Consider the following 24,612-nt stretch of genomic DNA (forward strand, 5'->3'; position numbering starts at 1 on the left):
TCCCATCGTTCATCGGCTTTTCTGAATACAGTCAAGATGCAGAGACGGTACGATCTTTGGAGAGCGGCTCCATCTGATCATCGTTGGTTTGATTCCGCTCTGCCGTATAACGATTCTCCGGTTTGCTCAACCCAAGATTACCCCGGAGCGTATCGTCTTCATATTCATTGCGGAAAATACCGCGTTCCTGAAGAACCGGAACCACCAGATCTACAAAATCCCGCAGGCTGTTCGGAACACTGGAGGCAATGATGAAACCGTCCGCCGCCTCACCTTCGAACCACTCTTCAATACGGTCCGCTACCTGCTGCGGAGTACCGATAAAACCCGTTCGCGGCGTAGCTGTCTGAAGCGCTATCTGGCGCAGCGAGAGACCCTGCTCGCGAGCTCTCTGCTTGATCTTATCCGTGGTGCTTCGGAAACTGTTGCTGCCGGTCTCTCCAATGTCAGGAAAAGGCTCATCCAGCGGAAATACCGAGAAGTCGAAGTGATCGAAGAAACGCCCCAGATACAGCAGCGCATCCTCGATTCGGACAAGATCCGCGATCTCCTGGTATTTTCGTTCCGCCTCCTCTGCGGTTATACCCACGACCGGGCTTATTCCCGGAAAAATCAGAATATCCTCCGGTTTACGGCCATAACTCACGGCCCGGCTCTTCAAATCCCGGTAAAACCGCTGCGCTTCCTCAATAGATTCGGAATTGGTGAAGACCGCATCCGCCGTTTTGGCAGCCAGCGTCCGCCCGCTGTCGGATGATCCCGCCTGGAAGATAACCGGATGCCCCTGCTTGGAACGCGAGATATTGAGCGGACCCTGGACGGAAAAGTGCTCTCCCTCATGATTTAGCTGGTGCATTTTGGTCAGATCGAAGAAAACCCCCGTTTCTTTGTTGCGCACAAATGCATCGTCTTCCCAGGAATCCCACAGCCCTTTGACAACGTCCAGATACTCTTCCGCAATTTCGTACCGGACACTATGAGCCGGATGCTCCTTGCGGCTGTAGTTCAGTGCAGAACCTTCAAGAGGCGAAGTGACGACATTCCATCCGGCACGTCCGCCGGTGATATGGTCGATAGAGGCAAACTGTCTTGCCACCGTGTAAGGCTCACTATAAGAAGTAGACAAAGTCCCGACGACCCCGATATTCGAAGTTCCTATGCCAAGGGCCGAAAGAATTGTAACCGGCTCAAAACGGTTAAGGAAATGCGGAATGGATTTCTCATTAATAAACAGCCCGTCAGCGATGAATAGCAAATCGAATTTGCCTTCCTCCGCCTTCTTAGCCTGTTCTCTATAAAAGTGGATCGAGATGCTTGCGTCCGAAGGAATTTCGGGATGTCTCCAAGCCGACATGCTGCTGCCGACTCCGTGAATCATGGCGCCAAGTTTCAATTTTCTAGTGGTGGTCATCGTTATCCGCCTTTCAAGTAATTAAGTTTGATAAACACGATCTGCGCTTATTCATTAAATATACATAGGATTACTCGGAATTATGACTGAGCTAGACCTATCTATTTATGTAAACAAGAAACAAACTAAACCGCCTCTACTTATAAGAACCAGACCTTTTTTAAGATGAAAAAAGTTTTAAATCAACCCCTTTGCTAATCTCCAGGAATAATTGCCCGATTTCCGTTACTTGTCCTTTTAATGAAATCAGATGGCTGCGCAAGGACAATCCCGTAAGCTGCGGAATCCCCACAGGGCAGAGCAGACCTTCCCTCACTTCCTTCCTGACGCACAAATCCGGCAGAAAAGAAATGCCAAGCGCTTTTAGAACTAGCTTCTTAGCGGTCTCCAAATTATCGATCTCCATATCTATGAGCGGAGGCTCATCGAGTATTTGGAACAACCGGTGAATCCGGGTCCAATCCAGAGAACCGCATTCGAAGAATATAACCGGTTCCTTGCTCACCTCCTGTATGGTTAGGCTGGACCTGTTAGCAAATGGATGATTGCGGTTCACATACAAACGGATAGGGTCCTCATACACCTGCAGCGAATCAATCTCGGGATGTGTCATCGTACGCACAAGTCCCAGATCCAGCTCCTTGGTCAGCACTTTTTCTAAAATCGTCTCGCTCGTCGCCGTCAACAGCTTAACCCGCACCCCTGCAGCCTTTCTTTTAAAAGCAGCCAACATCTCCGGCAATAAATAATTGGCACCGGATACGGTACAGCCGATTCTAAGTTCATTTCCTCGGCTGTGGTTCACCTGCAATTCCTGACGGCCGGCTTTGTATGTTCTCAGAATTTGATGTGCAAAGGGCAGGAATTGCTTGCCTTTCTCCGTTAAAGTAAAATGCCTGCCCTCCCGGTCGAATAACTTCACATCCAGTTCCCTCTCGAGTGATTGAATACGTGCGGATATCGAAGGCTGGGATACATACATTGCATCTGCCGCTTTATTGAAACTGTTGAAATGGACAATGGTTGCAAAAGCTTCGATATTCTCTATATTCATTTCAGTTTGTCCCCCTTGCTCAAACAAAAAGGAGACACAGCATTCCTTTACAGGAAAGGCCGTATCTCCAGTTGACTGGCGGATAACTTATTATTCCGATGAATTTAGTATGTTAGGATTATAGCTTTGGTTTAAGGAGGCTGTCAATCCCTCAATTTGTAAATTTTACCCGACTTCGAGAAGTTTTCAAGCAACAATCCGACTAAATTTTTCGTCTATAATATAAAATCCTAACAGTCGAGGTAATTTTATGAAAATAAGAAAAGTTTTAATGGTAGCAACTATATGCGGTGTATTGGCTTTTGCTATCGGTTTTTCTTTGAACAATAACTCTTTTGCCTTAGATACCGATAAAAAAGAAAAGCATGAAAAACTTAAAAAGGAATCTCTGTATGAACAAGAAAAATGGGAGCGCATGCCAAAAGCAAAAACCGTAGAAGAACAACTAAAAATTGATGAGCAAGGAAAAAAAGTCAAGGAAATCGGAATTGCAGTAGGGGAATTAGAAAAGGAGCTTACCCCAGTTGACTTAAAAGCAAAGCTTGAAGATGATATTTTTTCTTTAAGGCGCGTAATGGAAACCAAAGGGTATTATAAAACGATGACAGACGATCCCAAGTATGGAGCTGCATATGCGAAAGCAGCAGAAATTCTCGAAAAGAAGAAAGAAACACTTGCCCAAATCGAGAAAGATCTAAGAGAAAATAAAAAATCTATAGAACAGCTGGCAAAAGAATACGCAGAATTAGAAAAAATACAAGAATTTATCCTTCCATAAGAATGACGCACATCCACAAAGTCCTAATCGCAACAAGTGGATTACGGGCATTTTTGGCCTTTGTTTCAACTTGTCCTGACAGATGAGTGATAAACAAAAACTCGAATTTTGACAGAAGGTGATTAAAAAAATCTTACAGGATTTTGGAAAATAAGGATTGTGAAATGAAAAAAATTCCTGTATCTTTAGATTACAACTCACCCTGTATTTACTATATATTCATATATTTACATGGGTTCGTTCGTTTTCCGCCCCCAAATGGAAGCGCTTTATATACAAGCCTTCTACTCCTCTAGTACTTCATGTGACACTCCGGTACTTACAGAATACTAGACAAATTTCGTGTATAAGCTCATTTAGAGTTTATATAAATACTTAATTCGACAAAAGGAGGAATGCCCCATCTCATTAGTTTGGCCTATTTATCAGCAGTCTAAGAAGCAATAGAAAGGAGCTGGTAAAGGTTTACTGCCTGCTAAGAGCAACAAATGATTCTATTACCCATTTACCCATTAAAAGGAGGCCAATTGTATGACGACAAATTTACGTTTACCGCAACAAACGATGATCAGGTGGGTGGCTGCAGCCGCCGTACTGGTCGCTATGATCGCCGGAATGTTCCTGATCTCCGGTAAAGCTTCTGCCCACGGCTATGTAGAAGGACCAGCCAGCCGTGCGTACCTGTGTAAAACCGGCCAGAATACTGATTGTGGCGCTGTTGTATACGAGCCTCAAAGCCTTGAGTTTCCAAAAGGCTTCCCGGCTGCTGGACCCGCTGACGGTAAAATCGGAAGCGGCGGCGGCACTTTCCCTAAGCTTGACGAGCAATCTTCCACTCGCTGGGCGAAAGTAAACATTAACTCCGGCACGAACACGTTTACTTGGAAATTGACAGCTGCCCATGCAACAACCAGCTGGAAATACTACATCACGAAGCCAGGCTGGAACCCTAATGCTCCACTGACTCGTGATTCCTTTGACCTGAATCCTTTCTGCTCCGTGGATTACAAGGGCAAACAGCCTCCTTTCTCTTATTCCGATACTTGTAACGTACCAGCTAGATCCGGATACCAAGTTATCTTGGCTGTTTGGGAAATCGCTGATACTGCAAACGCATTCTACAACGTAATTGATGTTAACTTTGGCGGCGGCAGCGGCGGCCCTACGGATACCCAAGCTCCAACTGCACCTGCAGGCGCAGCAGCATCCAATGTTGCAGCTAACAGCGCTACTGTATCCTGGTCCGCTTCTTCCGACAATGTCGGTGTAGCAGGCTACCGTGTATTCAACGGTTCGACTCAAATCGGTTCCACTACAGGTGCTACAAGCCTGAATCTGACTGGCCTGGCGCCTAATACCGCTTATACCGTTACGGTAAAAGCAGTTGACGCAGCAGGCAACGTCTCCGGAGCAAGCAACGCGGTATCGTTCACAACTCTGAACGGTTCCTCTCCTGGCGGCAATTATCCGGCTTGGAGCTCCACTGCAGTCTATGTAGGCGGCAGCAAAGTTACGCATAACGGCGTAAACTATGAAGCCAAATGGTGGACACAAGGTCAAACGCCAAGTGCCACTTCCGATGTTTGGAAAGTAATTTCTTAATCCATCGGATTATAAGACCTGAGATGACTTCTGATTCTGTCAGAAGTCATCTTTTTTATGTAAATAGATTCCCCGTCATCTAGTACTCCCCATAGCGGATAAGCCTTACTGCCTTCGAAACAGACTGGAAGTGCAGCTTGTTATATGTATAGATCAGTCATTCGGATTAAGCCATTTGTTTAGGGAAAAATAAATAGGGCCCCCGGTTATCTGTGATAATCGGCAGGACCCTATTTTTTCAATGACCTATTCAATTTTCAAAACGCACTCCATTCTATTATTAAATACGTGGGCTCCCACATGTCCCTGAATTCGACTTCAAAGGATGGACATGTTTCGCTAACTCTGCTCCAACGGATTCAACTCCCTTCCTGAGATCTATGCTTATTTACAGTTCAATTCGAAGCTGCCATTAACCGGGCAGGCTCAAATTGAAAATTTCTGTTGTTTTTATGGCCCCATCGCTGTCACCTCTGATTACAAGAATCACTTGTAAGCGCAACCATCATTTTTATGATATACAACCTCCTTGACTAAATAATACTCCAATTATTTATCTTTTGTAAATATTCTGAATCTTTTGAATTTGTTCGTTTATCCTGTATTTTCCTTTGTTTTCTCCCTCATTCGATCATTTTCTTATAATTATAGCCGATATCTTGGTAAGGACCACTTAGGGATAAGGTGCCTTCTCTTAATGCTGCCCGCTTTGCCAAGTACGATATATACTCATGCCCGTAAGGATACCTCCTATTATCCCCGCTGTAACAGCAGGCATCCACTTGTAAGGGATATCAGCCGCACTTGCCATCAAAGTCGCTGCTGAAGAATTTTCAAGGTGCTCTAGCTTCGGCAGTGACTGAACGAACCCGTTAGAAACTTCTCTACGCGTATGAACAATTGGGATAGGTATTTCTTTGCTTGCGAGAAAAGCAGATTCTTCTGGAGTTACTTCTTCCTTCTTTTTAGTAGCGGAACATACCGGATGCTCCCATCCCGTCCCTGTTTTTTTAAGGAAGAAAAGATAGTCTTGGCCCCGCTCCACCCGATTCCAGATTTCATCTTCACCTACTTGCAGAGTTTCCTGCTGAACGCCTTTGTAGCTGTGATTTACTGTTAACTGAACTTCTTTGCTGCCTTTTTTTCTTAGGATGTTATCAACCGTTGCCATAAGTACACCATCATAGTCTTTATAGGACTCCGTTACATTCAACTGCTTCTGGCAGGATAGCGCTTGCGAGGTACTTGCAGGATAGAGAAGAACGATCAGCAGCAAAGCAGCTGACATTTTTCTAATCAATGCCATACACACACCTTCCTTATCATTTAATCCTTATCATTTAGAGGAATCGCTCGCCACACGAATATACTGAAAATTGCTTGGATGCTGCCGATCTACAAAGCAGAGCGCTATTCCCGATCCGTTTAAATCTGGATCTTGATGCGCCCTGTTTGCTCAACCGACCTATTCATATTAGGCGGAGATACCCGCCGAATTCTGCTTTTTTTTGGGCAAGCGCCCTGACAGAGCCACCAGCAGGCAGAACACAAAACATAATCCGAACAGCACCCGGAGAAGCATCCCGACGGATTCCATTGCTGCGCCAGGCTGACCCATAGAACCGACAAGCAGCGTTGCGAGGCCGATGCCCGCGATTTGGCCCAGGTAGCGTACCAAAGCGAGCAGGCTTCCCGCAAGGCTGCTCTTGGAAGCCGGCGCTGCGCTCATGATCTCCGCGTTGTTCGTCGCATGGAACAGTCCGATTCCGATTCCGAACACGGACAGCTGCAGCCCGATACTGACCGGTGTCACACCGGGGGCGAGTACGACGAACAACATGGACACAGCGCAGAGCAGCGCTCCGGCTGCGATCGGGAAAGTTCCGCCGTATTTATCGCGGAACCAGCCCGCAAACGGAGCTACGATGCCCATCAGCAGCGGCTGCAGCATGAGCAGCGCTCCGGTAGACCACGCAGAGTAGCCGAGCTGACTCTGCAGGTAGAATGTCACCGGGATGAGTGTGGCGGTCTGTGCCAGGTTAATCAGGAACGATCCGGCATTGCCCACCCACACCTTCCGGCGGCTGAAAAGCTCCCGGTCTACAATGCCGTAATCGATGCGGCGTCCCTGAAGCCACAGCGCGACCAGAAGGCCGATCCCGATCGCGCCTTCCAGCCAGGCCGCCGCGGAGAAAGCGCCCTGCTCCTTGATCGACTCCGCCGCGATCATCAGCAAGCAGGCGCCAGCACCCAGCAGAACCGTGCCGACGAAGTCGAACGGCGTCCTGACTGATTCACCGGTTCCGCGCGGAAACCAGCGGAACCCGAGGAAGCAGGCAGCCAGTGCAATAGGCACGTTGATCCAGAACAGCCACGGCCAATCGGCTATTTCGAGCAGCAGCCCTCCCAGCGCAGGACCTGAGAGCGTGCCAACCGAGATCACGACCGCATTGATGCCAAGGGCGCGGCCCCGTTCGTGATCGGGAAAGACCTGGCGGACTATAGCCTGGCTGTTCGCCATAATCATCGTCGCGCCAATGCCCTGCAGGCAGCGTGAGAGCAGTAAAGCGGCGAAGCCGTGCGATATCGCAATGCACAGCGATCCTATACCGAAGATGAGGAAACCGTAGCTGTAAATCGTGCGCCGCTCCATCCGGTCCGACAGCTTGCCCATAAAAGGCAGCAGAACGACCATCGTCAGCAAATAAATGGTTGCCACCCACTGGATCTGTGCCAGGGACACAGAGAACTGTTTCGCCATAATCGGGAGCGAGACGTTGACGATTCCTACATCAAGGGTAGAGATAAGGGTCCCCATGTTAACCACCTGAAGAATTCCCCACTTATTTCTTTGTGCTTCAGACATAGTGTGATTCCTTTCCATAGGCGAATTCCAATTGTTTCTAATTAATCCAGTCAATCTACCTACTTTTCGACACCGCCGCTCATTTCCCTTCCTATCTTCGCATGTATTTACATACAGATCCGGACCTTTACATGCAAGTTTACAAATTATATGGTTCCTTGAAAACTCGAGCTGTTTTTCTTTTCCCTCTCCCTATCTGGTATCATAAGTATATACAACTATCGGAATCGCAAGAAAGGATCCAAGTCCATGAGTGCTGTATTAACCCCGAGAATTATTAAATTGTTATGCGGACGGATCGCTTTTGAGATCGGAGAATCTTATTACAAAGCGAGAAAAGTAGAGCTAACCCTTTACGACCCCGAAGCTTGCGTCTATAAAGGAAAGGTCAAAGGAAAAGTAAGCTACCAGGTTGAGGCCCGGATCGATGCCCAGGCAGACGTAACTGCAACGTGTACTTGCCCCGCTCTTGATTCCTATGACCATTACTGTGAACATATCGCCGCCGTGCTCCTCCATATAGGGATGATCCAGCATGCAGGCAAACCACCTGTCCGTGCGGGTGTGTCGTTGTTACAGTCCGATACCGCAGACCTTTCAGCGGCAAGCACGTCAGGCCGTTTCACCTCTGATGCATTTGTTTCCGGGACTGCACCGGATTCTGACCGTCAGCTCACAGATCATATGCTGGGCCTTTTCGGAGAGAAACCACTGCGTTCAGGCAGTATCCGGGCTCTTTTTGAAACAAGAGAAGCTCTGGAGGCGGAGTTTACTCTCAAAACGTTCTCCTACGGTTTCCGGAAGATTATGTTCGGATTAGAGCTCAAACTCGGCACCAGACGGCTGTATATCGTACAAAGACTCAAAGAATTCCTGGAAAGCTGCGAAAGAAAAAAACCATTTATTTTTTCCAAGCATTTCACTTACGACCCGAAACTCCACAGCTTTAGAAAAGAAGACGATGCCGTTATTCAGCAGCTCCTGCACATATGCCGCAATGAACAGATCTACCGGGAAACTTCCAGTCTCTATACGGGACATGCGAAAAGCGCCATTCCGGACCGTCTTCTTCTCATTCCGCCTTATGCCTGGGAACCTCTTCTTCCCCTGCTCATGGCCGCTCCTTCTGTAAAGCTGGAGCAGGAGGACAGGAAATACGAGAAAATCCAGTTAACCCAAGAACCGGTTCCACTCCAGTTCGAGTTTGATGAATCCCAGGCGGCAGGCTATGAAATGGAAATCCAAGGACTGGATACCATTCTGGTACTGGAATCATACGGCATCGCCGTCTCAGACGGCATGCTGCACCAGATGCAGACGGAAGCTTGCAGCAGGCTGGGGGAATTGAAGAGAATGCTGGATCATTCCAGCAAGAATAGGATCCGCATAGAGCCGCAGCAAATGGAACCTTTCATGGAGAAAGTTATCCCCGGTCTTATGAAACTTGGAAGTGTCCGCATCGCGCCTGCGGTATCCAACCGTATTCTGCATACTCAGCTCACCGCGAAACTGTATCTGGACCGGGTCAGGGACAGACTGCTGGCCTCACTGGAATTTCAATATGGAGATATCGTGATTAACCCGCTGGAGAGCCCGGGACAAAGACGTGGTGAAGGACGCATTCTAATGCGCGACGGAGATCAGGAAACCCGTATTCTGGAGCTGATGGAAGAGGCCTCGTTCGCCAAAACGGAAGCCGGATATTTCTTAAATGGCGAAGAGGAGGAATATGATTTCCTTTACCACATCGTTCCCCAGTTGGAGAAGCTCGTTCGGATTTACGCGACCTCGGCGGTCAAATCGCGGATCTATAACAGCCCCGCTCCTCCTAAAGTACGGGTCAATGTGGATGAGCGGACAGACTGGCTGGATTTCCGATTTGAGATTGCCGGCATTCCGGAGAATGAGATCCGCAGCTTAATGAAATCCGTCCAGGAAAAACGCCGGTACTACCGGATGCCGGATGGAGCTTTGCTGCCGCTTGAAAGCGCAGAATTCCAAGAAATCGTCCGCCTGCTGAACGAAGTAGGAATTCAGCCGGATGATCTGCAGGGAGCAGCGCTTCGTCTGCCTGTATGGCGCGGACTTCACTTGACCGATGCGCCCCAGAGGCGTAGTATCGTCAAGCTGGGCCACTCATTCCGGCAGCTCTTGGAAAATATGCGGAACCCGGACAATCTTGATTTTCCGGTGCCCGCACATCTCTCATCTGTCCTGCGTGAGTACCAGACTTACGGATACCAATGGATGAAGACACTTGCGCATTACCGCTTCGGCGGTATCCTGGCGGACGACATGGGACTCGGCAAAACTCTGCAAAGCATTGCCTTCCTGGTATCCGTACTGCCCGAGATCCGGCTGAGGCAGCAGCCGGCGATTATTGTCTCTCCCGCCTCACTCCTATATAACTGGCGCAATGAATTAACGAAATTCGCGCCGGAAGTTCGCGCGGTTATTGCAGACGGCAGCAAGACGGATAGGAGCAGAATTTTGAGGAATGCCTCTCAAGCGGATGTCGTGATTACGTCATACCCTCTTCTGCGCCGCGATGTAGATTGGTATGCCAAGCAATCTTTTCATACGCTCATACTGGATGAGGCGCAGGCTTTCAAAAATCACTACACGCAGACAGCTCAAGTCGTCAAAGAGATTCAGGCTGTTCACCGCTTCGCGCTGACCGGAACACCTGTGGAGAATTCTCTCGAAGAACTGTGGTCCATTTTTGACATTGTCTTCCCCGAGCTGTTCCCGGAGCGAAAATTGTTTACCGAGCTGTCCAGAGAATCCGTTGCTCAGCGCATTCGTCCCTTCCTGCTGCGCCGGTTGAAGTCGGATGTACTCAAGGAATTGCCTGAGAAAATCGAATCTCTGCAAGCTTCCCAGCTGCTGCCCGAGCAGAAGAAGCTCTATGTAAGCTATCTGGCTAAGCTGCAGCAGGAAACTTTGAAACATTTGCACGAGAAAGGTTTCCAGAGAAACCGCATCCGAATTCTGGCCGGTCTAACCCGGCTGCGCCAGCTGTGCTGTCATCCTGCCCTATTCGTGCACAATTATGAAGGCAGCTCCGCCAAATTCGAACAGCTGCTTGAAATTGTTGAAGAGTGCCGAAGCGCGGGCAAACGTGTGCTGGTCTTCTCCCAATTCACCGAGATGCTCGGACTCATCGGACGGGAACTCGGCTTCCGCGGCATCCCGTTCTTCTATTTGGACGGTCAGACGCCGGCCCCCCAAAGAGTTGAACTGTGCAGCCGGTTTAATGAAGGCGAGCGGGACCTGTTCCTTATTTCCTTGAAAGCCGGCGGCACAGGACTGAATCTTACCGGAGCGGATACGGTTATCCTATACGATCTGTGGTGGAACCCTGCCGTTGAACAGCAGGCCGCAGACCGGGCCCATCGTATGGGCCAGCAAAAAGTGGTTCAGGTGATCCGCCTTGTAGCGGAGGGAACCGTGGAAGACAAAATGTACGAGCTGCAGCAGAGGAAGAAGAATTTGATAGACGAAGTCATCCAGCCCGGCCATGAAGCTTTGTCTTCCTTATCGGAGCAGGATATCCGCGAGATTCTAATGCTGCAATAAGCGGACCGCGTCTTTCCAGCATACTTTTCGCCATAACGAAGCGTTTTTAGTGTACAATGAGATATGAATGTTTTACAGTAATTCAAAATCGTGAATTAGGAGCTGCCTGAATGTCTAACGATGAACTGGTTTTAACCCGTGAGGGAATGAATAAATTAGAGGAAGAGCTGGAATTTCTGAAGACCGTCAAACGCAGAGAAATGGCGGAACGGATTAAGCTGGCGATCAGCTACGGCGACTTGAAGGAAAATAGCGAGTATCATTCGGCCAAGGATGATCAGGCTTTTATGGAAACAAGAATTCTGACTCTGACCAATATGCTCAAAAAGGCCCGTGTCGCGGATGTAGACAGCTTGGATACTTCCACTGTCAAAGTCGGCTCAACTGTGGTCTTAAACGATATTGAATTTGCCGAGAAACTCCAATATAAAATTGTCGGGCCTGCTGAAGCAGATGTGCCCAACAACAAAATTTCTTACGAAAGCCCGCTGGGTAAATCCCTCATGGGTAAATCGGTAGGGACTATTATTAAAGTTGATGCTCCAGTGGGTATTATTCAATACGAGCTGCTTGAGATTAAAGCGGAATAAGACGGATTACCCCAATTCAATCTATATCTTATTTCTGCCCTGCCTTCATAAATCCGTTTCATCCTTGATTAGCAAGGTGGGACGGATTTTTCTTGTGCTTTATCTCCACATTTTTGAAAGCGATAACGAAGCACTTCCCTCGGCTGGATGCTATACTAAGAAATATCATTTATTCGCTCTCAGGAGGCTGTTATGTTACAGAAGTTCGGCTTTTCTCAATATGAAAGTCAAGTGTATGAATCTCTTATCGGACATGCTTCGCTTGATGCTACGTCCATTGTGAATTACTCCAGTGTCCCGAAGGCCAAGATTTATGAAGTCCTGAACCGTTTGGCGGATAAAGGTCTTGTTCTCAATACGATGTCCGGCAAAAAAAAGCTTTACTCCGCGGTCCCTCTGGACACGGTCATTAAAAAACTAACGGCTGAGTTCGAGCGGGATATTGCGCTGTTAAAAACTCATGAGACCACGACTCCACCTACTAACGATTATGTCTGGAACTTAAAAGACGACCTATCTATTCTTGCGAATATCGCACAGCTGATTGAAGGGGCAACCGCATCCATACGCATCTCCGCCTGGAGCAGCCAGATGGAGCAATATCTGCCGCTATTAGAAAAGAAAGAGCAGGAGGGCGTTGAGGTCGAAGCACTATCAATAGGAAGCTTGTCCACTACGCTTCGCAATGTCCATACCCTGCAGCCGTCGGAGGATCACGATCAACTCGAACCCTCTCAGCTTGTCGTCGTCGATCAGGCCTGCCTGATTTTTGCACAGATGGATGTAACCGCATGGAAAGCCATTAAAACGATGTCTCCGCAGCTTGTGAATGTCTTTACCGATTATTTCTTCCATGACGTGGCTCTTGCTTACATCACCAAACAATTTCACGAGGAACTTATCCACCATGAAGATTTGAACCGTTTGCTCAAGCGCCTCCGTTACTAATAAATGCTCATGATCATAAAGGGATATCCTCTTTCAAGAACTGATTCCGTCCAGGAAATCAGTCTTTTTATTTTCCTCTTGATATGAACGCCAAATAAGGTTACTATCGTAGTTGTAACTTTTACAGAGGAGAACTGTCACCATGAATAAAAAAGTGTATTTGTTTGCCATTGCTTCATTTGTTGTCGGCGCTGCCGAGCTCATTCTGGGAGGCATTCTGGATCTTATTGCCGATGCCCTGAGAGTGCCTCTATCCAAAGCCGGTTTGCTTATTTCTATATTTTCTCTAGTTTATGCGGTGTCAGCCCCCGTTGTACTAACAGCCACTGCCAAAGTTGAGCGTAAAAAGGTATATATGTGGTCCCTGGTTGTATTCCTGCTCAGCAATATTTTGGCTGCCGCAAGTATGAATTACACCATGCTGTTCCTCTCACGAATCCTGGCTGCTGCAAGCGGCTCGTCCATCATCATTTTATCGACTACGCTGGCTGCCCGAATCGTCAAGCCGGAATACCAAGGGCGCGCTATCGGGGTAGTTTTTATGGGGATCTCCGCTTCCCTTGTACTGGGTATTCCGCTTGGCATTTATATTGGCAACAACTTGGGCTGGCGTGAAGTTTTCGCAGTCATTGCCATTCTGACCGGCATCATTATCGCGGTCATGTGGTTCACGATGGACCGGATGCAGCCTACTGTTCCTCTACCGCTCAAACAGCAGTTGAAAGCTGTCAGAGGCTCCAAAATGGTCGCCATTCACCTGACCACTTTGTTTGTTCTGGCAGGCCATTTGACTTTGTATGCGTATTTCACCCCGTTTCTTCAGGAAACGTTCGGACTCAGCTCTAACATGGTGATGCTCGTGTACGGCATCTTCGGGATCGCGGCAGTTGCAGGAGGAGGGCTCGGCGGGGTTATTTCCGACAAATGGAACCCTGCCGGCGCTGTCGTAGCGGTCATTTCCCTGTTCCTGATCTCAATGGCGGTTCTGCCGCTGGCGGTTAACCTGCCGTTTGCCGCCTTCCTGGTGCTGATGATTGTGTGGAGCGCCCTCAGTTGGGCGGTGTCAGCTGTACAGAACAACCTGATCATTCACAGTTCACCGGAAAATTCGGAGATCCTGATCAGCACCAATTCTGCGATAACCCATCTGGGCATCAGCATCGGCTCCTACGTCGGCGGCCTAGTCATTCAAGGATCCTCGGTGCTCTATAACGGCTGGGCCGGATCTATCTTCGTCCTGCTCGGTCTGATCTGCTCCTTGTTCGCTGTCACTCGTCAGGACTCCATCTCCAGCCAAGCCGAATCTTCCTTGAAAGCTTAAATGCAGGGCTTGCCTCCTCAAAAAAAACAGCTTCACAAACCTAAGGTTTGGAAGCTGTTTTCGTTTTATTTAGGTCTTCGCCCGACTGCTCCTCATAGCGGCAAGAACTTTAACACGGCCGGATTCATTGGCAAGAAAGCGCTGGTATTCCGGGGACTCCACCGGATATAAAGCAATTTTACCCGCGTCGTCAAAATGGATTCCCCATCCATATTTTTTGGCAAGCATGGAAGCACGCATGCACGCATGGGATTTCTGGAACAACTCGTCCCGAATCTCCGTCCCTCTTTGCTTAAAAATCTCTTCCGGTATTTCCTTGTGCCGGATGTGAACTTCGTAAATCATCTCTTCTTGAGTAAACGTATAAGGATGATGGATAAGAAGCTCGTACTCAATGAGCGCTTTCGTTTTTCCGTCCTTCTTGGATGGCGGGATCATGCTCTCCAATATCGTGCTGTCAGGGGCCACCGTTATAAACGTCTGATAATAATTGAAATCCCGGTTTGTCACACGCCGGCCTCCTTACTCTTCCTGACTACTTAACGACGATCTCCACTCGGGTCCCGTCCTCCAGCTGTTCCAGCTGATTCCCAATCCAAGAGCCGGCTCCGCGGTTATCTTTGGGAGAGATGTACTCAATATCCGCTCCCTTTCCTCCCTCGGCGCACATGGCCATCGGCCATTCATCCCGGTCATAATTTTTCTTTGTAGCGATACCGGCAAGGGACTCCCTTCTATTTTCCTCCGCTCCCTTCCGGTCAATCGTACAGATTTTGGAGGAGCCTTTTAAAATGGCCGACTTGATGTGCTTCGCTGTCTCAGGGTATTTGTCGCTCGGGAAAAAGAGTTGGATATCTGCGGTCGTGTCCGGTTCGTTATGAAACAAGCCCGGATTAATGACATATAAAACAGCCACCAATACGACAGTAAACAGGGTTAGAAGCTTCGAATATTTTTTTCTTTTCTTCATTCTGTATGCTCACTCTTCATCGTTAGTTAACTACTCCATTATTGTCCATCTGCAGGGAGATGACAACTGAAAATCCATAGGAGCGTACAAATCCGCAGCCTGCGCTCATTTAATTCGCGATTCTAGACGATTCCAGGCAGCAGAACAAGCGGAAGGGGGTTATCCACCCTCTATGTTCTTCAACGTATTCCGAATCAGCCTGGCAGCAGCTAAGGCTGGCTGATCTTGAAGCACCTCTCCCGGCTTGTTTCCCTGCCCTAGTACATATCCGTCCATTCGCATCCCCATAAAATCAAAGATGAGCTGAAATTGCCGGATCATCGGCAGTCCTTTTATCAGAGGTTCATCGCCGCCCACCGCTATGACATAAGCCTTTTTGCCCGCCATGCTGCTGCGAAACGCCGGATACCGGTGATCTCTTAACGTCTGGGACCAGCGATCCACAAAATTTTTCATTCTGCCCGACATGCTGTACCAGTAAATAGGTGTTGCAAACACCAGGGTGTCATGCGGAAGTATACGTTCAAGCACCGCCAGATAATCATCGTCTACATCCTGAAATCCCCCTGCAGCATGCCGCTGATCCTCGATAGGTTGTATATCAAAATCCTTCAGGTAGATAGCTTCCGCCTGTAATCCTTGAACAGCTTGCCGGGTCAAAATTTCCGTATTGCCATCCGCTCGGGTGCTCCCATAAATAACTGCGACTGTCATATGTTCTTCACTGCCTCTCTGTGAGCATTTCAGATTGTTGCGGGTTCCCGTTTATTTTACAATAGAAATTAGAATCGTTTAAAAGGATTATTTCTATGGTATCAATCGGTTTTAACGATTATAGGAGGTCTTTTTCTGGACATCAAACAATTGATTACGTTTATGCGGGCAGCGGATCTGTTGAATTTCACCCAAACCGCCCAGGAGCTAAACTTCGCCCAATCCAGCGTCACGGCGCAAATAAAAGCGCTGGAATCAGAGCTTGGAGCCCCCTTGTTCGAACGTCTCGGGAAACGGCTGACGCTCACCGAAGCGGGACGCCAATTCCGAGAATATGCCGCCAGAATGATCCAGTTGAGCGAAGAAGCCAAGATTGCTGTACAGGGTGACGATTTCCAGTCAGGAACCCTGATCATAGGGGCTCAGGAAAGTATGTGCACCTACCGGCTTCCCCCTCTTCTCCAAGAATTCAAAGCCCGGTTCCCCCGTGTTAAGCTGATCTTCAAACCGGCGCATTCGGATGCGAGTGCAAGAGAGCAGCTGCACAGCGGACAGCTCGATGCCGCATTCATACTGGATGGTTCCCGTCCGCCTGAATCTCTGACTATAAAGCTGCTTATTCAGGAGCAGCTATTAATGGTCGCTTCGCCTCAGCACCCGCTGCTTGCTCATGATGAATTAACCCCGCTGCATTTTGCCCGCGAAACGCTGCTGCTTACAGAAAACGGCTGCTCTTACCGCACGCTTCTGGAAGATTACTTCCGTGAAGCTGGCGTAAACCCGGTGAATAAATTAGAATTCGTCAGCATCGAAGCGATTAAACAATGCGTGATTGCAAATCTCGGTATAGCCCTGCTTCCTGCTATGGCAGTCCGAAAAGATCTGGAGGAAGAGCGGATGAAAGAACTGCCGTGGAACAACCAGGCGGCTCCGCTCTTCATTCAATTGGCCTGGCACAAAGATAAATGGATCTCGCCGCCTCTGAAAGCCTTTATTGAGTTAGCGGAGCATCAGCTTGCAGTTAAGACGGATCGCCCTGCTGTCAACTCACCTGAAAACCCCTTGCGCTGAGCCAACAGGCTGAGTGCAAGGGGTTCTCCATTCCAGAATAGATGCGATTCTAAAGACAAATTAAAACGGCTTCATACCTAGCGTGTCGATTTTCTCAGCAGATACATCTACACCCATTCTCTTGGTTATATCACGATAATGACCTGCACGGCGCTTAATCGGACTGCCGTCCGTCTCACCCAAATTGGCTTCCAGACCGTTCAGGACCATTACGGTAATTCCGAAGCCCGATGGCTTCAGGCCTTTCTCTTCCTGTTCTTTCGTCGGCTCCCATCTTCCGACCATAACATCATGAGCAGAAGGCTTAGGCGCCTGCGGCGTCATCCAGAACAAGATGGCGGTCATAAAACCGAGCTTACCGTCAGCGGCCAGCTTCTCGGGGTTCTTGAGAAGTACGCTTTTATCGCCATAGATGATGGAACTGAACAAGCCATAGTTAAAATTCCAGCTCATCATAATCGGTCCGCGTCCGTAGTATCTTTTGCCTTCTACGCCCGGATACAATCCGCTGCTGTCCGGATCCACGAAGGTGGACATATTGGCTCCGGTTCTGCCTGCTATGTTCTCGTTATAGTACAGGCCCCAGCGCAGAGGACCGCCCGGTGCCGCATCCCAGCCTCCGCCTGTCTCATGAGCCAGGTTAGCGAGTAACGCCGCCAGTTCGCGCTTGCGGTCCGTATCGCTTCCTTCCTTCAGGAACGTGCCGAAGTCAACTACCTGCGATTCAATCTTCTTGCGGCGGTTCTCAGGCGCGTTGAAGTCATTTGACCTCGATACGAGCGTCTCCGATTTGTTATCCTTATCCAGCCGGAACACTTCTTGGGCCGTCAGACTGCCTTTGCGGTAGCTGACTTTATACTTAATGTTCGCTACTTCGGTAACGGCTTGAATCAGATTCTCATAAGAATAATAGTCAACCTGATTCGGGTCATAGTTCTTTTTGTCTTTATTAAACTCATGCCATTCCTTGGAGCCTAATCTCATCGGGAATAAAGCTTCATATTCCGCCTCTGGAAGCGCTTCCTTTACCGCTTCAACTGCACGCTCGGGTGAATATTGCTTATCAATTCCTTTCCACTGTTTGCGGATCTGTTTATCGCTCAAAAGACGGCTTTCCCCTACATCCAGATAACTTCCTGTGTGGTAAGCGCTTTCAAATTCGTAATCCGTTAGAGGAACCGCTTCCGTTATAGGCTTGGTCTGTGCCGCATATGCACTGAGTGGAGCAGCCAGCAGAGCTGCACCCAAAGTCAGGCTGATCGTGCGAAGCATAAATTTCTTCGAGAAAGGATAGTTAGATTGTGACATCTGTTGTAATCTCCCTTGTATAAAATTTTCTTACTATTCCTAATTATAGGAACATTGTTTAAAATTACATATAGTCATATTCGACTAAATATATAGGAAAATAGGCTTATGTTATTACAAAATCAGCCTTCATTTTTAATTCTACTAAAAATATAGTCGATATATTTGCAGAATCATTACAAACCTAGTTTCTTAGAATAAACCGCTTTCACTGCCTCTTTACTCTACCCTTTTAATTGAATCGTGAGTACAGGGGGGCTTTCCCCCTCTCTTTGGTTGCACAAAAAAACCGCTGCGCTCATGACCCGTCAGCGGTTTTAACCATGATTTAGTGTTTTTCCTTGCGCGACTTTTTGAGAGCCGGCTTCAGATCATCCTGCACGCTTCGTTCCCATAAAGCCACTCCGGACCGGTAAGCGGCCCTCGCATTCAAATGTCCCGCTACCGGACCTGTAATAAATACGAACACGATGCCAAGAAGAAGCTTGGCGCTGATATGGTCCAGATAGAACGAGAAGTATAAGAACGCGCCAGTCAGAATCAGAAGGACACCTAACGTCGCACTCTTCGTGGCCGCATGCGAACGCAGATACACATCCGGCAACCGGATGAGTCCGAATGCGCTCAGTACGCTTAATAGTGCACCGGCCAGAATGATCATGCCTATCAGCAGTTCACCGATCAAGGGTATCATCTCCATTCTCAATGACCGCGCCTCTTTCGATATATCTGGCAAAGGCCGTCGTTCCGATAAAACTTAGAATGCCAATCAGAAGGATGATGTCCATGTACGCTTGAGTCCGGAGCAGCATACAGATCACGGCGATCATAGACAACAGAATAATGCCGATGGTGTCCAGTGCCGCAATCCGGTCGGCCATCGAAGGACCTTTAAGGAGCCTGTACATACAGCCCAGTACTGCTACAGACAGAATAGCGAGTGAGAGCAGAAGAAGATTGGTCAGCATTTACCTCGTCACCTCCATAATCGCTTTTTCAAACGTTTGTCTGATTTGCAGGGAAATGATTTCCGCATCCTCGATATCCATTGCATGAATATACAGCGTGCGTCCGTCCTTTGCTATATCCAAGGTAAGTGTTCCCGGCGTAAGACAGATCAGACAGGATAGCACCGTGATTTCCCAATCGGATTCCAGTTCCGTCGTATAAGCAAAGATTCCCGGGCGGATCGCCAGTTTGGGTCTTATAATTTGACCGATGACCGTAAAACTCGAAACCATCAGTTCCTTCAAAAACAAAAGGAGAAGCTTAATAACGGCCCACACTTTTAACATATAAAAATCGTAAGGCCAGAAGCGGCGCAAGAGACCAATCAGAATAATCCCGATGATATAGCCGATCGCAAAGGAAAGGAAGGACCATTCATTATTCAGGAACATCCAGACAAGAGCGATTATCAGATTAAGCAGAATTTGCAGGGACATCTCACTTCCCCTCCCCTATTACCGCGTCGATATAAATTGCAGGGTCAACCAGTGTATTTCCCGCTTCCGAGACCAATGAATATACCCACTCGGAACCGGCACCGATACAAATTATCAGGATGAACAACCCTGCTGCCGGAAGAGTCATCGCCCGCATATTCGAGGGCAGCGGTTTGGCGGATGCTTTTTCTTCACCCCAGAATGATTGGATAAATACCCTTATCAGGGAATAGAGCACGATTAGACTGGAAGCGACTCCGATGCCTGTAAGCCAGTATAAGCCTTCTTCGAACCCGCCGCGGACAATCAGCAGTTTACCGGCGAAGCCGCTGAGCGGCGGTATGCCTGTAAGAGCCAGAGCTAGGACGAAGAACATCCAGCCGACCAGCGGTATCCGTTTTATCAATCCGCCCATGTCTTTCGTCAGGTGTGTGCCGGCGGCGGCAATAAGTATCCCTGCTAACATAAACAAGAGAGCTTTGGCTATCATATCGTGCATCAGGTAGAAAACAGCTCCATCCAAGGAATCCTTGTTGGCTGCCGCTAATCCAAGGGCAATAAACCCGACGCTGATCACTACATTATAGTTAACGACCCGGTAAATATCAGAATAGGCCAGCGCGCCAACGGCGCCCAGAATCATCGTCGCTCCTGCCATCCACCCGATCCACATGTGCGTAATTGCGGGATCATGATAGAAGATCAGTGTAAAGGTGCGAATAAGCGCATAAAGGCCGACTTTGGTTAATAAAGCGCCGAACAAGGCGCCCACAGCAGCCGGCGGCACGCTATAGGAGCCTGGAAGCCAGAAGAACAGGAATAATCCGGCTTTTAGAGAAAATACGATCAGAAAGAGGATCGCGATTACATTAATGACTCCACCCTGCCCCGCTTCAGCCACCCGGCTGGACAGATCGGCCATATTCAGCGTTCCGACCACACCATACAAATAAGCGACAGCGGCAACAAACAACGTCGAAGACAAAATGTTTATCAGCATGTATTTCAGCGTTTCCCTCAGCTGCCTTTTTGTGCTTCCGAGAACGATCAGCGCATAGGAGGAAATCAGCATTACCTCGAAACAAACGAACAGGTTGAACAGATCGCCAGTCAGGAACGAACCGCACACACCCGCAAGCAGGAATTGAAAAAAAGGATAAAAGTAATGCTTCTCTCTCTGTTCACCGATCGTACGGAAAGCAAACAACAGACAAGCGGCACTGACGATCACCGTTGTTAGCACAAGCAGCGCGGCGAACATGTCGGCTACGAACACAATTCCATAAGGAGGAAGCCAGCCGCCCATCTGCAGGGTCTGGATGCCTTGTCCCCGAACCTGTCCCACGATCACCCCGGAAACAGCTATATTAACGGCAATGCTAATGAGACTTATCCAGCGCTGGAGCTTTATTCTCGTATGCACAAAAATAAGAAGAACAGCCGTACACAGAGGAATCAGCAGCGGATAAATTAACAAGTTATTCATCCTCATTCCCCCTTAGCTCTTCCATATTATCGGTCCCCAGTTTTTGATAAGCCTTATAGGCCATCACAAAGAATAAAGAAGTCACTCCGAAGCTGATAACGATGGAAGTCAGAATCAAAGCCTGCGGCAGAGGATCTACATAGCTTTCCGCCTGTTCGCCAAGCAGCGGCGCGGCGCCTGTTTTTAAGCGGGACATCGTAAGCAGTAATAAATGGATGCCGTGCGTAAGCAGGGACGTGCCCAGAATGATGCGCAGCAGGCTTTTGGATAAAATCAGATAGACTCCTACCGCAAACAGCACGCCAATGGCCAAAGACATGTACAGCTCCATGCTAATTGTCCCTCCCTATCGTAAAGATGATGGTCATCGTAATGCCGACGACCGTTAAGTAAACGCCCAGGTCGAACAATAATGCCGTAGCCAGCTCTGTTCGGCCGAGCAGCGGCAGATCAAAATAACCGAATGAATGGCTGAGGAAAGGGACATCCAATACGAGCGATCCAATTCCCGTAAGCAGGGCAAGCAGCAGGCCGACTGCGGTCAGTTTGCGGAAATCCACCGGCAGGATCGTACGGATCATTGTCATCCCGAAAGCGATCGACAGCAGAACCAGCGCAGCTGAAGTCATCAGGGCTCCGATAAAGCCGCCGCCTGGATTATTGTGACCTGCAAAGAACAAATACCACGAGAACGTTAAAATAATGAACACAACCACTTTGGAGGCTGTTCTCAAAATAACGTCGTTGCTTCTAGGCGTATACATACGGGAATGCTTATCGCGATCCGGATCCGGAACCGGGCTTTCCGCCAACAGCTCCCCGGGTTCGGGCTTTATCTTGATCAGTGCATAGATGCCAAGTGAGGCAATCGACAGCACGACAATTTCCAGCATCGTATCGAATCCCCGGAAATCAACCAGAATAACGTTTACGACATTCTTGCCTCCGGCCAGGAGGTAGCTGTTGTCCAGGAAATAATCCGAGATCGATTCAAAGGACCGGCTGCTGCTTGCACTCAGTGCGATCAAGGTCACTATGATGCCCACACTGGCTGCAATCACCAGATTGACTGCTTTAAACGGCACCTTGACCTCTTCTTTTCTCAACTTAGGCAAATGATAGAAACAAAGCAGGAACAGCGTCACGGATACCGTCTCTACGATCATTTGGGTTAGAGCCAGATCGGGAGCGCGGAACAGGACAAAGAACAAGGTGACCATATATCCTGCAGCGCCTGTCAGTATAATAAGCATCAGACGTGAAGTTGCAAAAGGTACAGCGAGCACAGACAAGGTCAGCACGGTGATTATGACTGCCTCGTAGATCGAAACCGGTGCATAATTCGTTGTATCGAAGCTGAGGCCTTTCGAGCGGTACAAGGTATATCCGAGTGAACCTGTAAAAAACACGAAAATGTAAATTAAATAATGCCGGATAGAACCGGTCATATACGTACGGGTAATCCGGTGAGAACCCTGATCAAGAAGACGCAGACCCCCGTCGTAAATCCGATTCAGGGAGACGCGTTCGAATAATGGCCGGTTCAGCAGGCGGAGACGGTGATAGCTTCGGTAAAGCACCGCGCCCGCAACGATAACTCCGATGGTCATGAAAATTTCAGGCGTCCACCCGTGCCAGAAGCTGATCGAGACCAGGAACCGATCCCCCTCTTCCAATAGCGCCGGATGTATGGCCGCCATCGCAGGTTCGATTAAAGAATAGGACAGCAGATTCGGGAAGAATCCGAACACCACGGCAAGTGAAGCCAGCACAACGGGCGGCAGCAGCATGCCAAGCGGTGCTTCGTGCGGCTTGCGCGGCAGTTGATCAAATTGTTTGGGTCCGGTAAATGTCTTGAATACCAGCAGCATGCTGTATAAGAAGGTGAAAATACTGGCTACCCAGGCGATTACCGGGAACAGCACACTTAGACTCTCCATGTTCCAGATGTTGAGCTGCATAATATTCAAGGCAGCCGTAAAGAACATTTCTTTGCTTAGAAAGCCGTTGAAAGGCGGCAGACCCGCCATCGAGAATGCGCCGATCACGGCGATAGAGAATGTCACCGGCATAAGAGACATCAATCCGCCGAGTTTGCGGATATCTCTGGTGCCCGTCTCATGGTCGACAATGCCGACTACCATGAATAAGGCGCCTTTGAATGTGGCGTGATTGATCAGATGAAAGATCGCTGCCATTGTCGCCTTCGCGTAGAAAAGCGATGACGCAGCGCCCGTGAAATAGGCTGATGCCGAGCCAAGGCCGAGCAAACACATAATCAGCCCTAACTGGCTGATCGTAGAGAAAGCAAGCAGAGCCTTTAAATCCGTCTGCTTAACGGCCCGGAAAGCCCCGTACATCAGCGTCAGCACGCCGAAGAAAGAGATCAGCCAGAACCACTCTGCCTGACCGGCATAAAGAGGACTGAATCGCGCGACCAAGTAGATGCCCGCTTTGACCATAGTGGCCGAATGCAGGTAGGCACTAACGGGTGTCGGGGCTTCCATGGCATCGGGAAGCCAGATATGGAACGGGAATTGAGCCGACTTCGTAAAGGCCCCAAGCAGAATGAGCAGCATTGAAGGCAAGAACAGCGCATGTTCCGTTATGGAACTTACCTGTTCCAGAATAGCGCGGATGCTGAAAGTTCCTGTCATCAGGTAGAGCAGGACAAAACCCGCAAACATCGCAAGTCCTCCGAACACGGTAATCAGCATGGATTTCAATGCTCCGTAGGTGGATTTCGCGCGGTGATTCCAGAAAGCAATAAGCAGAAAGGAAGAAATACTCGTTAATTCCCAGAAACCGTAGAGCACCATTAAGTTATCCGACAGCACAACCCCAAGCATGGCACCCATGAATAAGAGCAGATACAAATAGAAGGTATGGACCGCTTCTTTCCTTTTATCCAAATAATAGATGGAATAAAGTACGACTAAGCTTCCTATTCCTGTGATCAGTAATGCAAACAGCAGACTGAGGCCATCCAGATACACGGTGAATTCGATACCTAAAGATGGAATCCAGGGCAATGAAGAAGTCGCGCTTCCCTCACTCTGCAGAACAGGAATCCGGGTAATGAAATAGCTGAATAAAATCACAGGCAGCGGAAGAACCAGCCACCCGGTATGGATTTTATGCCGGATACGATAGAACAGACATAGACCTGCTGCCAGCAGGAAAGGCAGGATAATGGCGATATGCAGCAAAGACAAATTTCTCCCTCCTTATACAAGATTTTTTTGTAATAGCTTTTCCAATTTCCCTCAAAACTACTTGATCTTGGGCAGATCAGATGCGGATTTCTTACAAAACTCTGAAAAAACACAAAAAGAGCCCGCTGTTGGCAGGCTCCTCCGATAAAAAGATATTGAGTTGTTGAGTTTTCAAGCTAAAAACAGTATAGCCTCTGCCTCATGCTTTGTCAAAAGAATTAGCTTAATCCCTCTCAGATTGTGTACAAAATAAT

21 protein-coding genes are annotated in these 24,612 nt (G+C 48.5%); 7 read left to right on the plus strand and 14 right to left on the minus strand.

The genetic code is table 11. The annotated features are described in order from the left end of the window. Positions 1–31 precede the first annotated feature (31 nt). Together EDM21_RS20570 and EDM21_RS20575 are read right to left on the minus strand one after the other, a co-directional pair. Positions 32–1,411 (minus strand): LLM class flavin-dependent oxidoreductase, encoded by a 1,380-nt coding sequence (locus EDM21_RS20570; RefSeq protein ID WP_157338298.1) that lies wholly within the window; start codon positions 1,409–1,411, stop codon positions 32–34. A 160-nt stretch (positions 1,412–1,571) separates the two neighbouring features. Continuing rightward, positions 1,572–2,465 carry a LysR family transcriptional regulator gene (locus tag EDM21_RS20575; protein ID WP_157338299.1) on the minus strand — a complete coding sequence of 298 codons (894 nt, stop codon included), beginning with the start codon at positions 2,463–2,465 and terminating at the stop codon, positions 1,572–1,574. Positions 2,466–2,715: 250 nt separating this feature from the next. On the opposite strand from EDM21_RS20575, the gene EDM21_RS20580 reads away from it, so the two are divergent. Beyond that, entirely contained in the window at positions 2,716–3,243 is a 528-nt protein-coding gene (locus tag EDM21_RS20580) for a hypothetical protein (RefSeq protein WP_157338300.1), read from the plus strand. Between the two features lie 531 nt (positions 3,244–3,774). After that, positions 3,775–4,845, plus strand: coding sequence for a lytic polysaccharide monooxygenase (locus tag EDM21_RS20585; RefSeq protein WP_201280818.1), 1,071 nt, complete (start codon positions 3,775–3,777; stop codon positions 4,843–4,845). A 694-nt stretch (positions 4,846–5,539) separates the two neighbouring features. On the opposite strand, the gene EDM21_RS20590 is transcribed toward EDM21_RS20585, so the two are convergent. Together EDM21_RS20590 and EDM21_RS20595 are read right to left on the minus strand one after the other, a co-directional pair. Continuing rightward, positions 5,540–6,145: a hypothetical protein gene (locus EDM21_RS20590; protein WP_157338301.1), complete on the minus strand. Its 606-nt coding sequence runs from the start codon at positions 6,143–6,145 to the stop codon at positions 5,540–5,542. A gap of 174 nt (positions 6,146–6,319) precedes the next feature. Then, on the minus strand, positions 6,320–7,711 hold the full coding sequence (locus EDM21_RS20595; RefSeq protein WP_157338302.1) for an MFS transporter: 1,392 nt from the start codon (positions 7,709–7,711) through the stop codon (positions 6,320–6,322). Positions 7,712–7,960: 249 nt separating this feature from the next. On the opposite strand from EDM21_RS20595, the gene EDM21_RS20600 reads away from it, so the two are divergent. The 4 genes from EDM21_RS20600 to EDM21_RS20615 all read left to right on the plus strand — a co-directional run bounded on the left by EDM21_RS20600 (position 7,961) and on the right by EDM21_RS20615 (position 14,149). Beyond that, a complete protein-coding gene (locus EDM21_RS20600; RefSeq protein ID WP_157338303.1) occupies positions 7,961–11,290 on the plus strand; it encodes a DEAD/DEAH box helicase in 3,330 nt (1,109 codons plus the stop codon). A gap of 110 nt (positions 11,291–11,400) precedes the next feature. Next, entirely contained in the window at positions 11,401–11,880 is a 480-nt protein-coding gene (gene greA, locus EDM21_RS20605; protein WP_157338304.1) for a transcription elongation factor GreA, read from the plus strand. Positions 11,881–12,072: 192 nt separating this feature from the next. Further along, on the plus strand, positions 12,073–12,828 hold the full coding sequence (locus tag EDM21_RS20610) for a TrmB family transcriptional regulator (protein WP_157338305.1): 756 nt from the start codon (positions 12,073–12,075) through the stop codon (positions 12,826–12,828). A gap of 142 nt (positions 12,829–12,970) precedes the next feature. Then, entirely contained in the window at positions 12,971–14,149 is a 1,179-nt protein-coding gene (locus EDM21_RS20615; protein WP_157338306.1) for an MFS transporter, read from the plus strand. Between the two features lie 69 nt (positions 14,150–14,218). Here EDM21_RS20615 and EDM21_RS20620 read toward each other — a convergent pair whose 3' ends face one another. From EDM21_RS20620 to EDM21_RS20630, 3 genes are all read right to left on the minus strand, one after another. Next, positions 14,219–14,659 (minus strand): DUF6157 family protein, encoded by a 441-nt coding sequence (locus tag EDM21_RS20620; RefSeq protein ID WP_166542111.1) that lies wholly within the window; start codon positions 14,657–14,659, stop codon positions 14,219–14,221. A 25-nt stretch (positions 14,660–14,684) separates the two neighbouring features. Next, positions 14,685–15,119, minus strand: coding sequence for a NucA/NucB deoxyribonuclease domain-containing protein (locus EDM21_RS20625; RefSeq protein ID WP_157338307.1), 435 nt, complete (start codon positions 15,117–15,119; stop codon positions 14,685–14,687). A 159-nt stretch (positions 15,120–15,278) separates the two neighbouring features. After that, entirely contained in the window at positions 15,279–15,833 is a 555-nt protein-coding gene (locus EDM21_RS20630; protein ID WP_157338308.1) for a flavodoxin family protein, read from the minus strand. A gap of 135 nt (positions 15,834–15,968) precedes the next feature. On the opposite strand from EDM21_RS20630, the gene EDM21_RS20635 reads away from it, so the two are divergent. Next, positions 15,969–16,904, plus strand: coding sequence for a LysR family transcriptional regulator (locus EDM21_RS20635; RefSeq protein ID WP_157338418.1), 936 nt, complete (start codon positions 15,969–15,971; stop codon positions 16,902–16,904). 60 nt (positions 16,905–16,964) lie between these two features. Here EDM21_RS20635 and EDM21_RS20640 read toward each other — a convergent pair whose 3' ends face one another. The 7 genes from EDM21_RS20640 to EDM21_RS20670 form a co-directional block, all read right to left on the minus strand. Beyond that, the gene (locus tag EDM21_RS20640; RefSeq protein WP_157338309.1) at positions 16,965–18,212 is read right to left on the minus strand and encodes a chitinase; all 1,248 of its coding nucleotides are present in this window, start codon (positions 18,210–18,212) and stop codon (positions 16,965–16,967) included. 328 nt (positions 18,213–18,540) lie between these two features. Then, complete coding sequence (gene mnhG / locus EDM21_RS20645; RefSeq protein ID WP_235918305.1) at positions 18,541–18,912, minus strand: monovalent cation/H(+) antiporter subunit G; 372 nt, start codon at positions 18,910–18,912, stop codon at positions 18,541–18,543. Continuing rightward, the gene (locus EDM21_RS20650; protein ID WP_157338310.1) at positions 18,887–19,180 is read right to left on the minus strand and encodes a Na(+)/H(+) antiporter subunit F1; all 294 of its coding nucleotides are present in this window, start codon (positions 19,178–19,180) and stop codon (positions 18,887–18,889) included. The genes mnhG and EDM21_RS20650 overlap by 26 nt, the downstream gene beginning before the upstream one ends. Beyond that, positions 19,181–19,657 (minus strand): Na+/H+ antiporter subunit E, encoded by a 477-nt coding sequence (locus tag EDM21_RS20655; RefSeq protein ID WP_157338311.1) that lies wholly within the window; start codon positions 19,655–19,657, stop codon positions 19,181–19,183. Position 19,658: 1 nt separating this feature from the next. Beyond that, positions 19,659–21,143 carry a Na+/H+ antiporter subunit D gene (locus EDM21_RS20660; RefSeq protein ID WP_157338312.1) on the minus strand — a complete coding sequence of 495 codons (1,485 nt, stop codon included), beginning with the start codon at positions 21,141–21,143 and terminating at the stop codon, positions 19,659–19,661. Further along, positions 21,136–21,474: a Na(+)/H(+) antiporter subunit C gene (locus EDM21_RS20665; protein WP_157338313.1), complete on the minus strand. Its 339-nt coding sequence runs from the start codon at positions 21,472–21,474 to the stop codon at positions 21,136–21,138. The genes EDM21_RS20660 and EDM21_RS20665 overlap by 8 nt, the downstream gene beginning before the upstream one ends. 1 nt (position 21,475) lies before the next feature. Further along, positions 21,476–24,358: a Na+/H+ antiporter subunit A gene (locus EDM21_RS20670; RefSeq protein WP_157338314.1), complete on the minus strand. Its 2,883-nt coding sequence runs from the start codon at positions 24,356–24,358 to the stop codon at positions 21,476–21,478. Between the last annotated feature and the right edge of the window lie 254 nt (positions 24,359–24,612).

It is taken from the genome of Paenibacillus lutrae, assembly GCF_009757775.1.
In the GTDB taxonomy this organism is placed as follows: Bacteria; Bacillota; Bacilli; order Paenibacillales; family NBRC-103111; genus Paenibacillus_F; species Paenibacillus_F lutrae.

What these genes read in the sequence shown, in the direction of transcription:
- EDM21_RS20600 (WP_157338303.1), top strand. Translation starts at nt 7,961, where the DNA reads ATGAGTGCTGTATTAACCCCGAGAATTATTAAATTGTTATGCGGACGG.
- EDM21_RS20625 (WP_157338307.1), bottom strand. Translation starts at nt 15,119, where the DNA reads ATGAAGAAAAGAAAAAAATATTCGAAGCTTCTAACCCTGTTTACTGTC.
- EDM21_RS20580 (WP_157338300.1), top strand. Translation starts at nt 2,716, where the DNA reads ATGAAAATAAGAAAAGTTTTAATGGTAGCAACTATATGCGGTGTATTG.
- greA (WP_157338304.1), top strand. Translation starts at nt 11,401, where the DNA reads ATGTCTAACGATGAACTGGTTTTAACCCGTGAGGGAATGAATAAATTA.
- mnhG (WP_235918305.1), bottom strand. Translation starts at nt 18,912, where the DNA reads ATGGAGATGATACCCTTGATCGGTGAACTGCTGATAGGCATGATCATT.
- EDM21_RS20660 (WP_157338312.1), bottom strand. Translation starts at nt 21,143, where the DNA reads ATGAATAACTTGTTAATTTATCCGCTGCTGATTCCTCTGTGTACGGCT.
- EDM21_RS20650 (WP_157338310.1), bottom strand. Translation starts at nt 19,180, where the DNA reads ATGCTGACCAATCTTCTTCTGCTCTCACTCGCTATTCTGTCTGTAGCA.
- EDM21_RS20630 (WP_157338308.1), bottom strand. Translation starts at nt 15,833, where the DNA reads ATGACAGTCGCAGTTATTTATGGGAGCACCCGAGCGGATGGCAATACG.
- EDM21_RS20655 (WP_157338311.1), bottom strand. Translation starts at nt 19,657, where the DNA reads ATGTCCCTGCAAATTCTGCTTAATCTGATAATCGCTCTTGTCTGGATG.
- EDM21_RS20595 (WP_157338302.1), bottom strand. Translation starts at nt 7,711, where the DNA reads ATGTCTGAAGCACAAAGAAATAAGTGGGGAATTCTTCAGGTGGTTAAC.
- EDM21_RS20570 (WP_157338298.1), bottom strand. Translation starts at nt 1,411, where the DNA reads ATGACCACCACTAGAAAATTGAAACTTGGCGCCATGATTCACGGAGTC.
- EDM21_RS20665 (WP_157338313.1), bottom strand. Translation starts at nt 21,474, where the DNA reads ATGGAGCTGTACATGTCTTTGGCCATTGGCGTGCTGTTTGCGGTAGGA.
- EDM21_RS20585 (WP_201280818.1), top strand. Translation starts at nt 3,775, where the DNA reads ATGACGACAAATTTACGTTTACCGCAACAAACGATGATCAGGTGGGTG.
- EDM21_RS20640 (WP_157338309.1), bottom strand. Translation starts at nt 18,212, where the DNA reads ATGTCACAATCTAACTATCCTTTCTCGAAGAAATTTATGCTTCGCACG.
- EDM21_RS20610 (WP_157338305.1), top strand. Translation starts at nt 12,073, where the DNA reads ATGTTACAGAAGTTCGGCTTTTCTCAATATGAAAGTCAAGTGTATGAA.
- EDM21_RS20575 (WP_157338299.1), bottom strand. Translation starts at nt 2,465, where the DNA reads ATGAATATAGAGAATATCGAAGCTTTTGCAACCATTGTCCATTTCAAC.
- EDM21_RS20615 (WP_157338306.1), top strand. Translation starts at nt 12,971, where the DNA reads ATGAATAAAAAAGTGTATTTGTTTGCCATTGCTTCATTTGTTGTCGGC.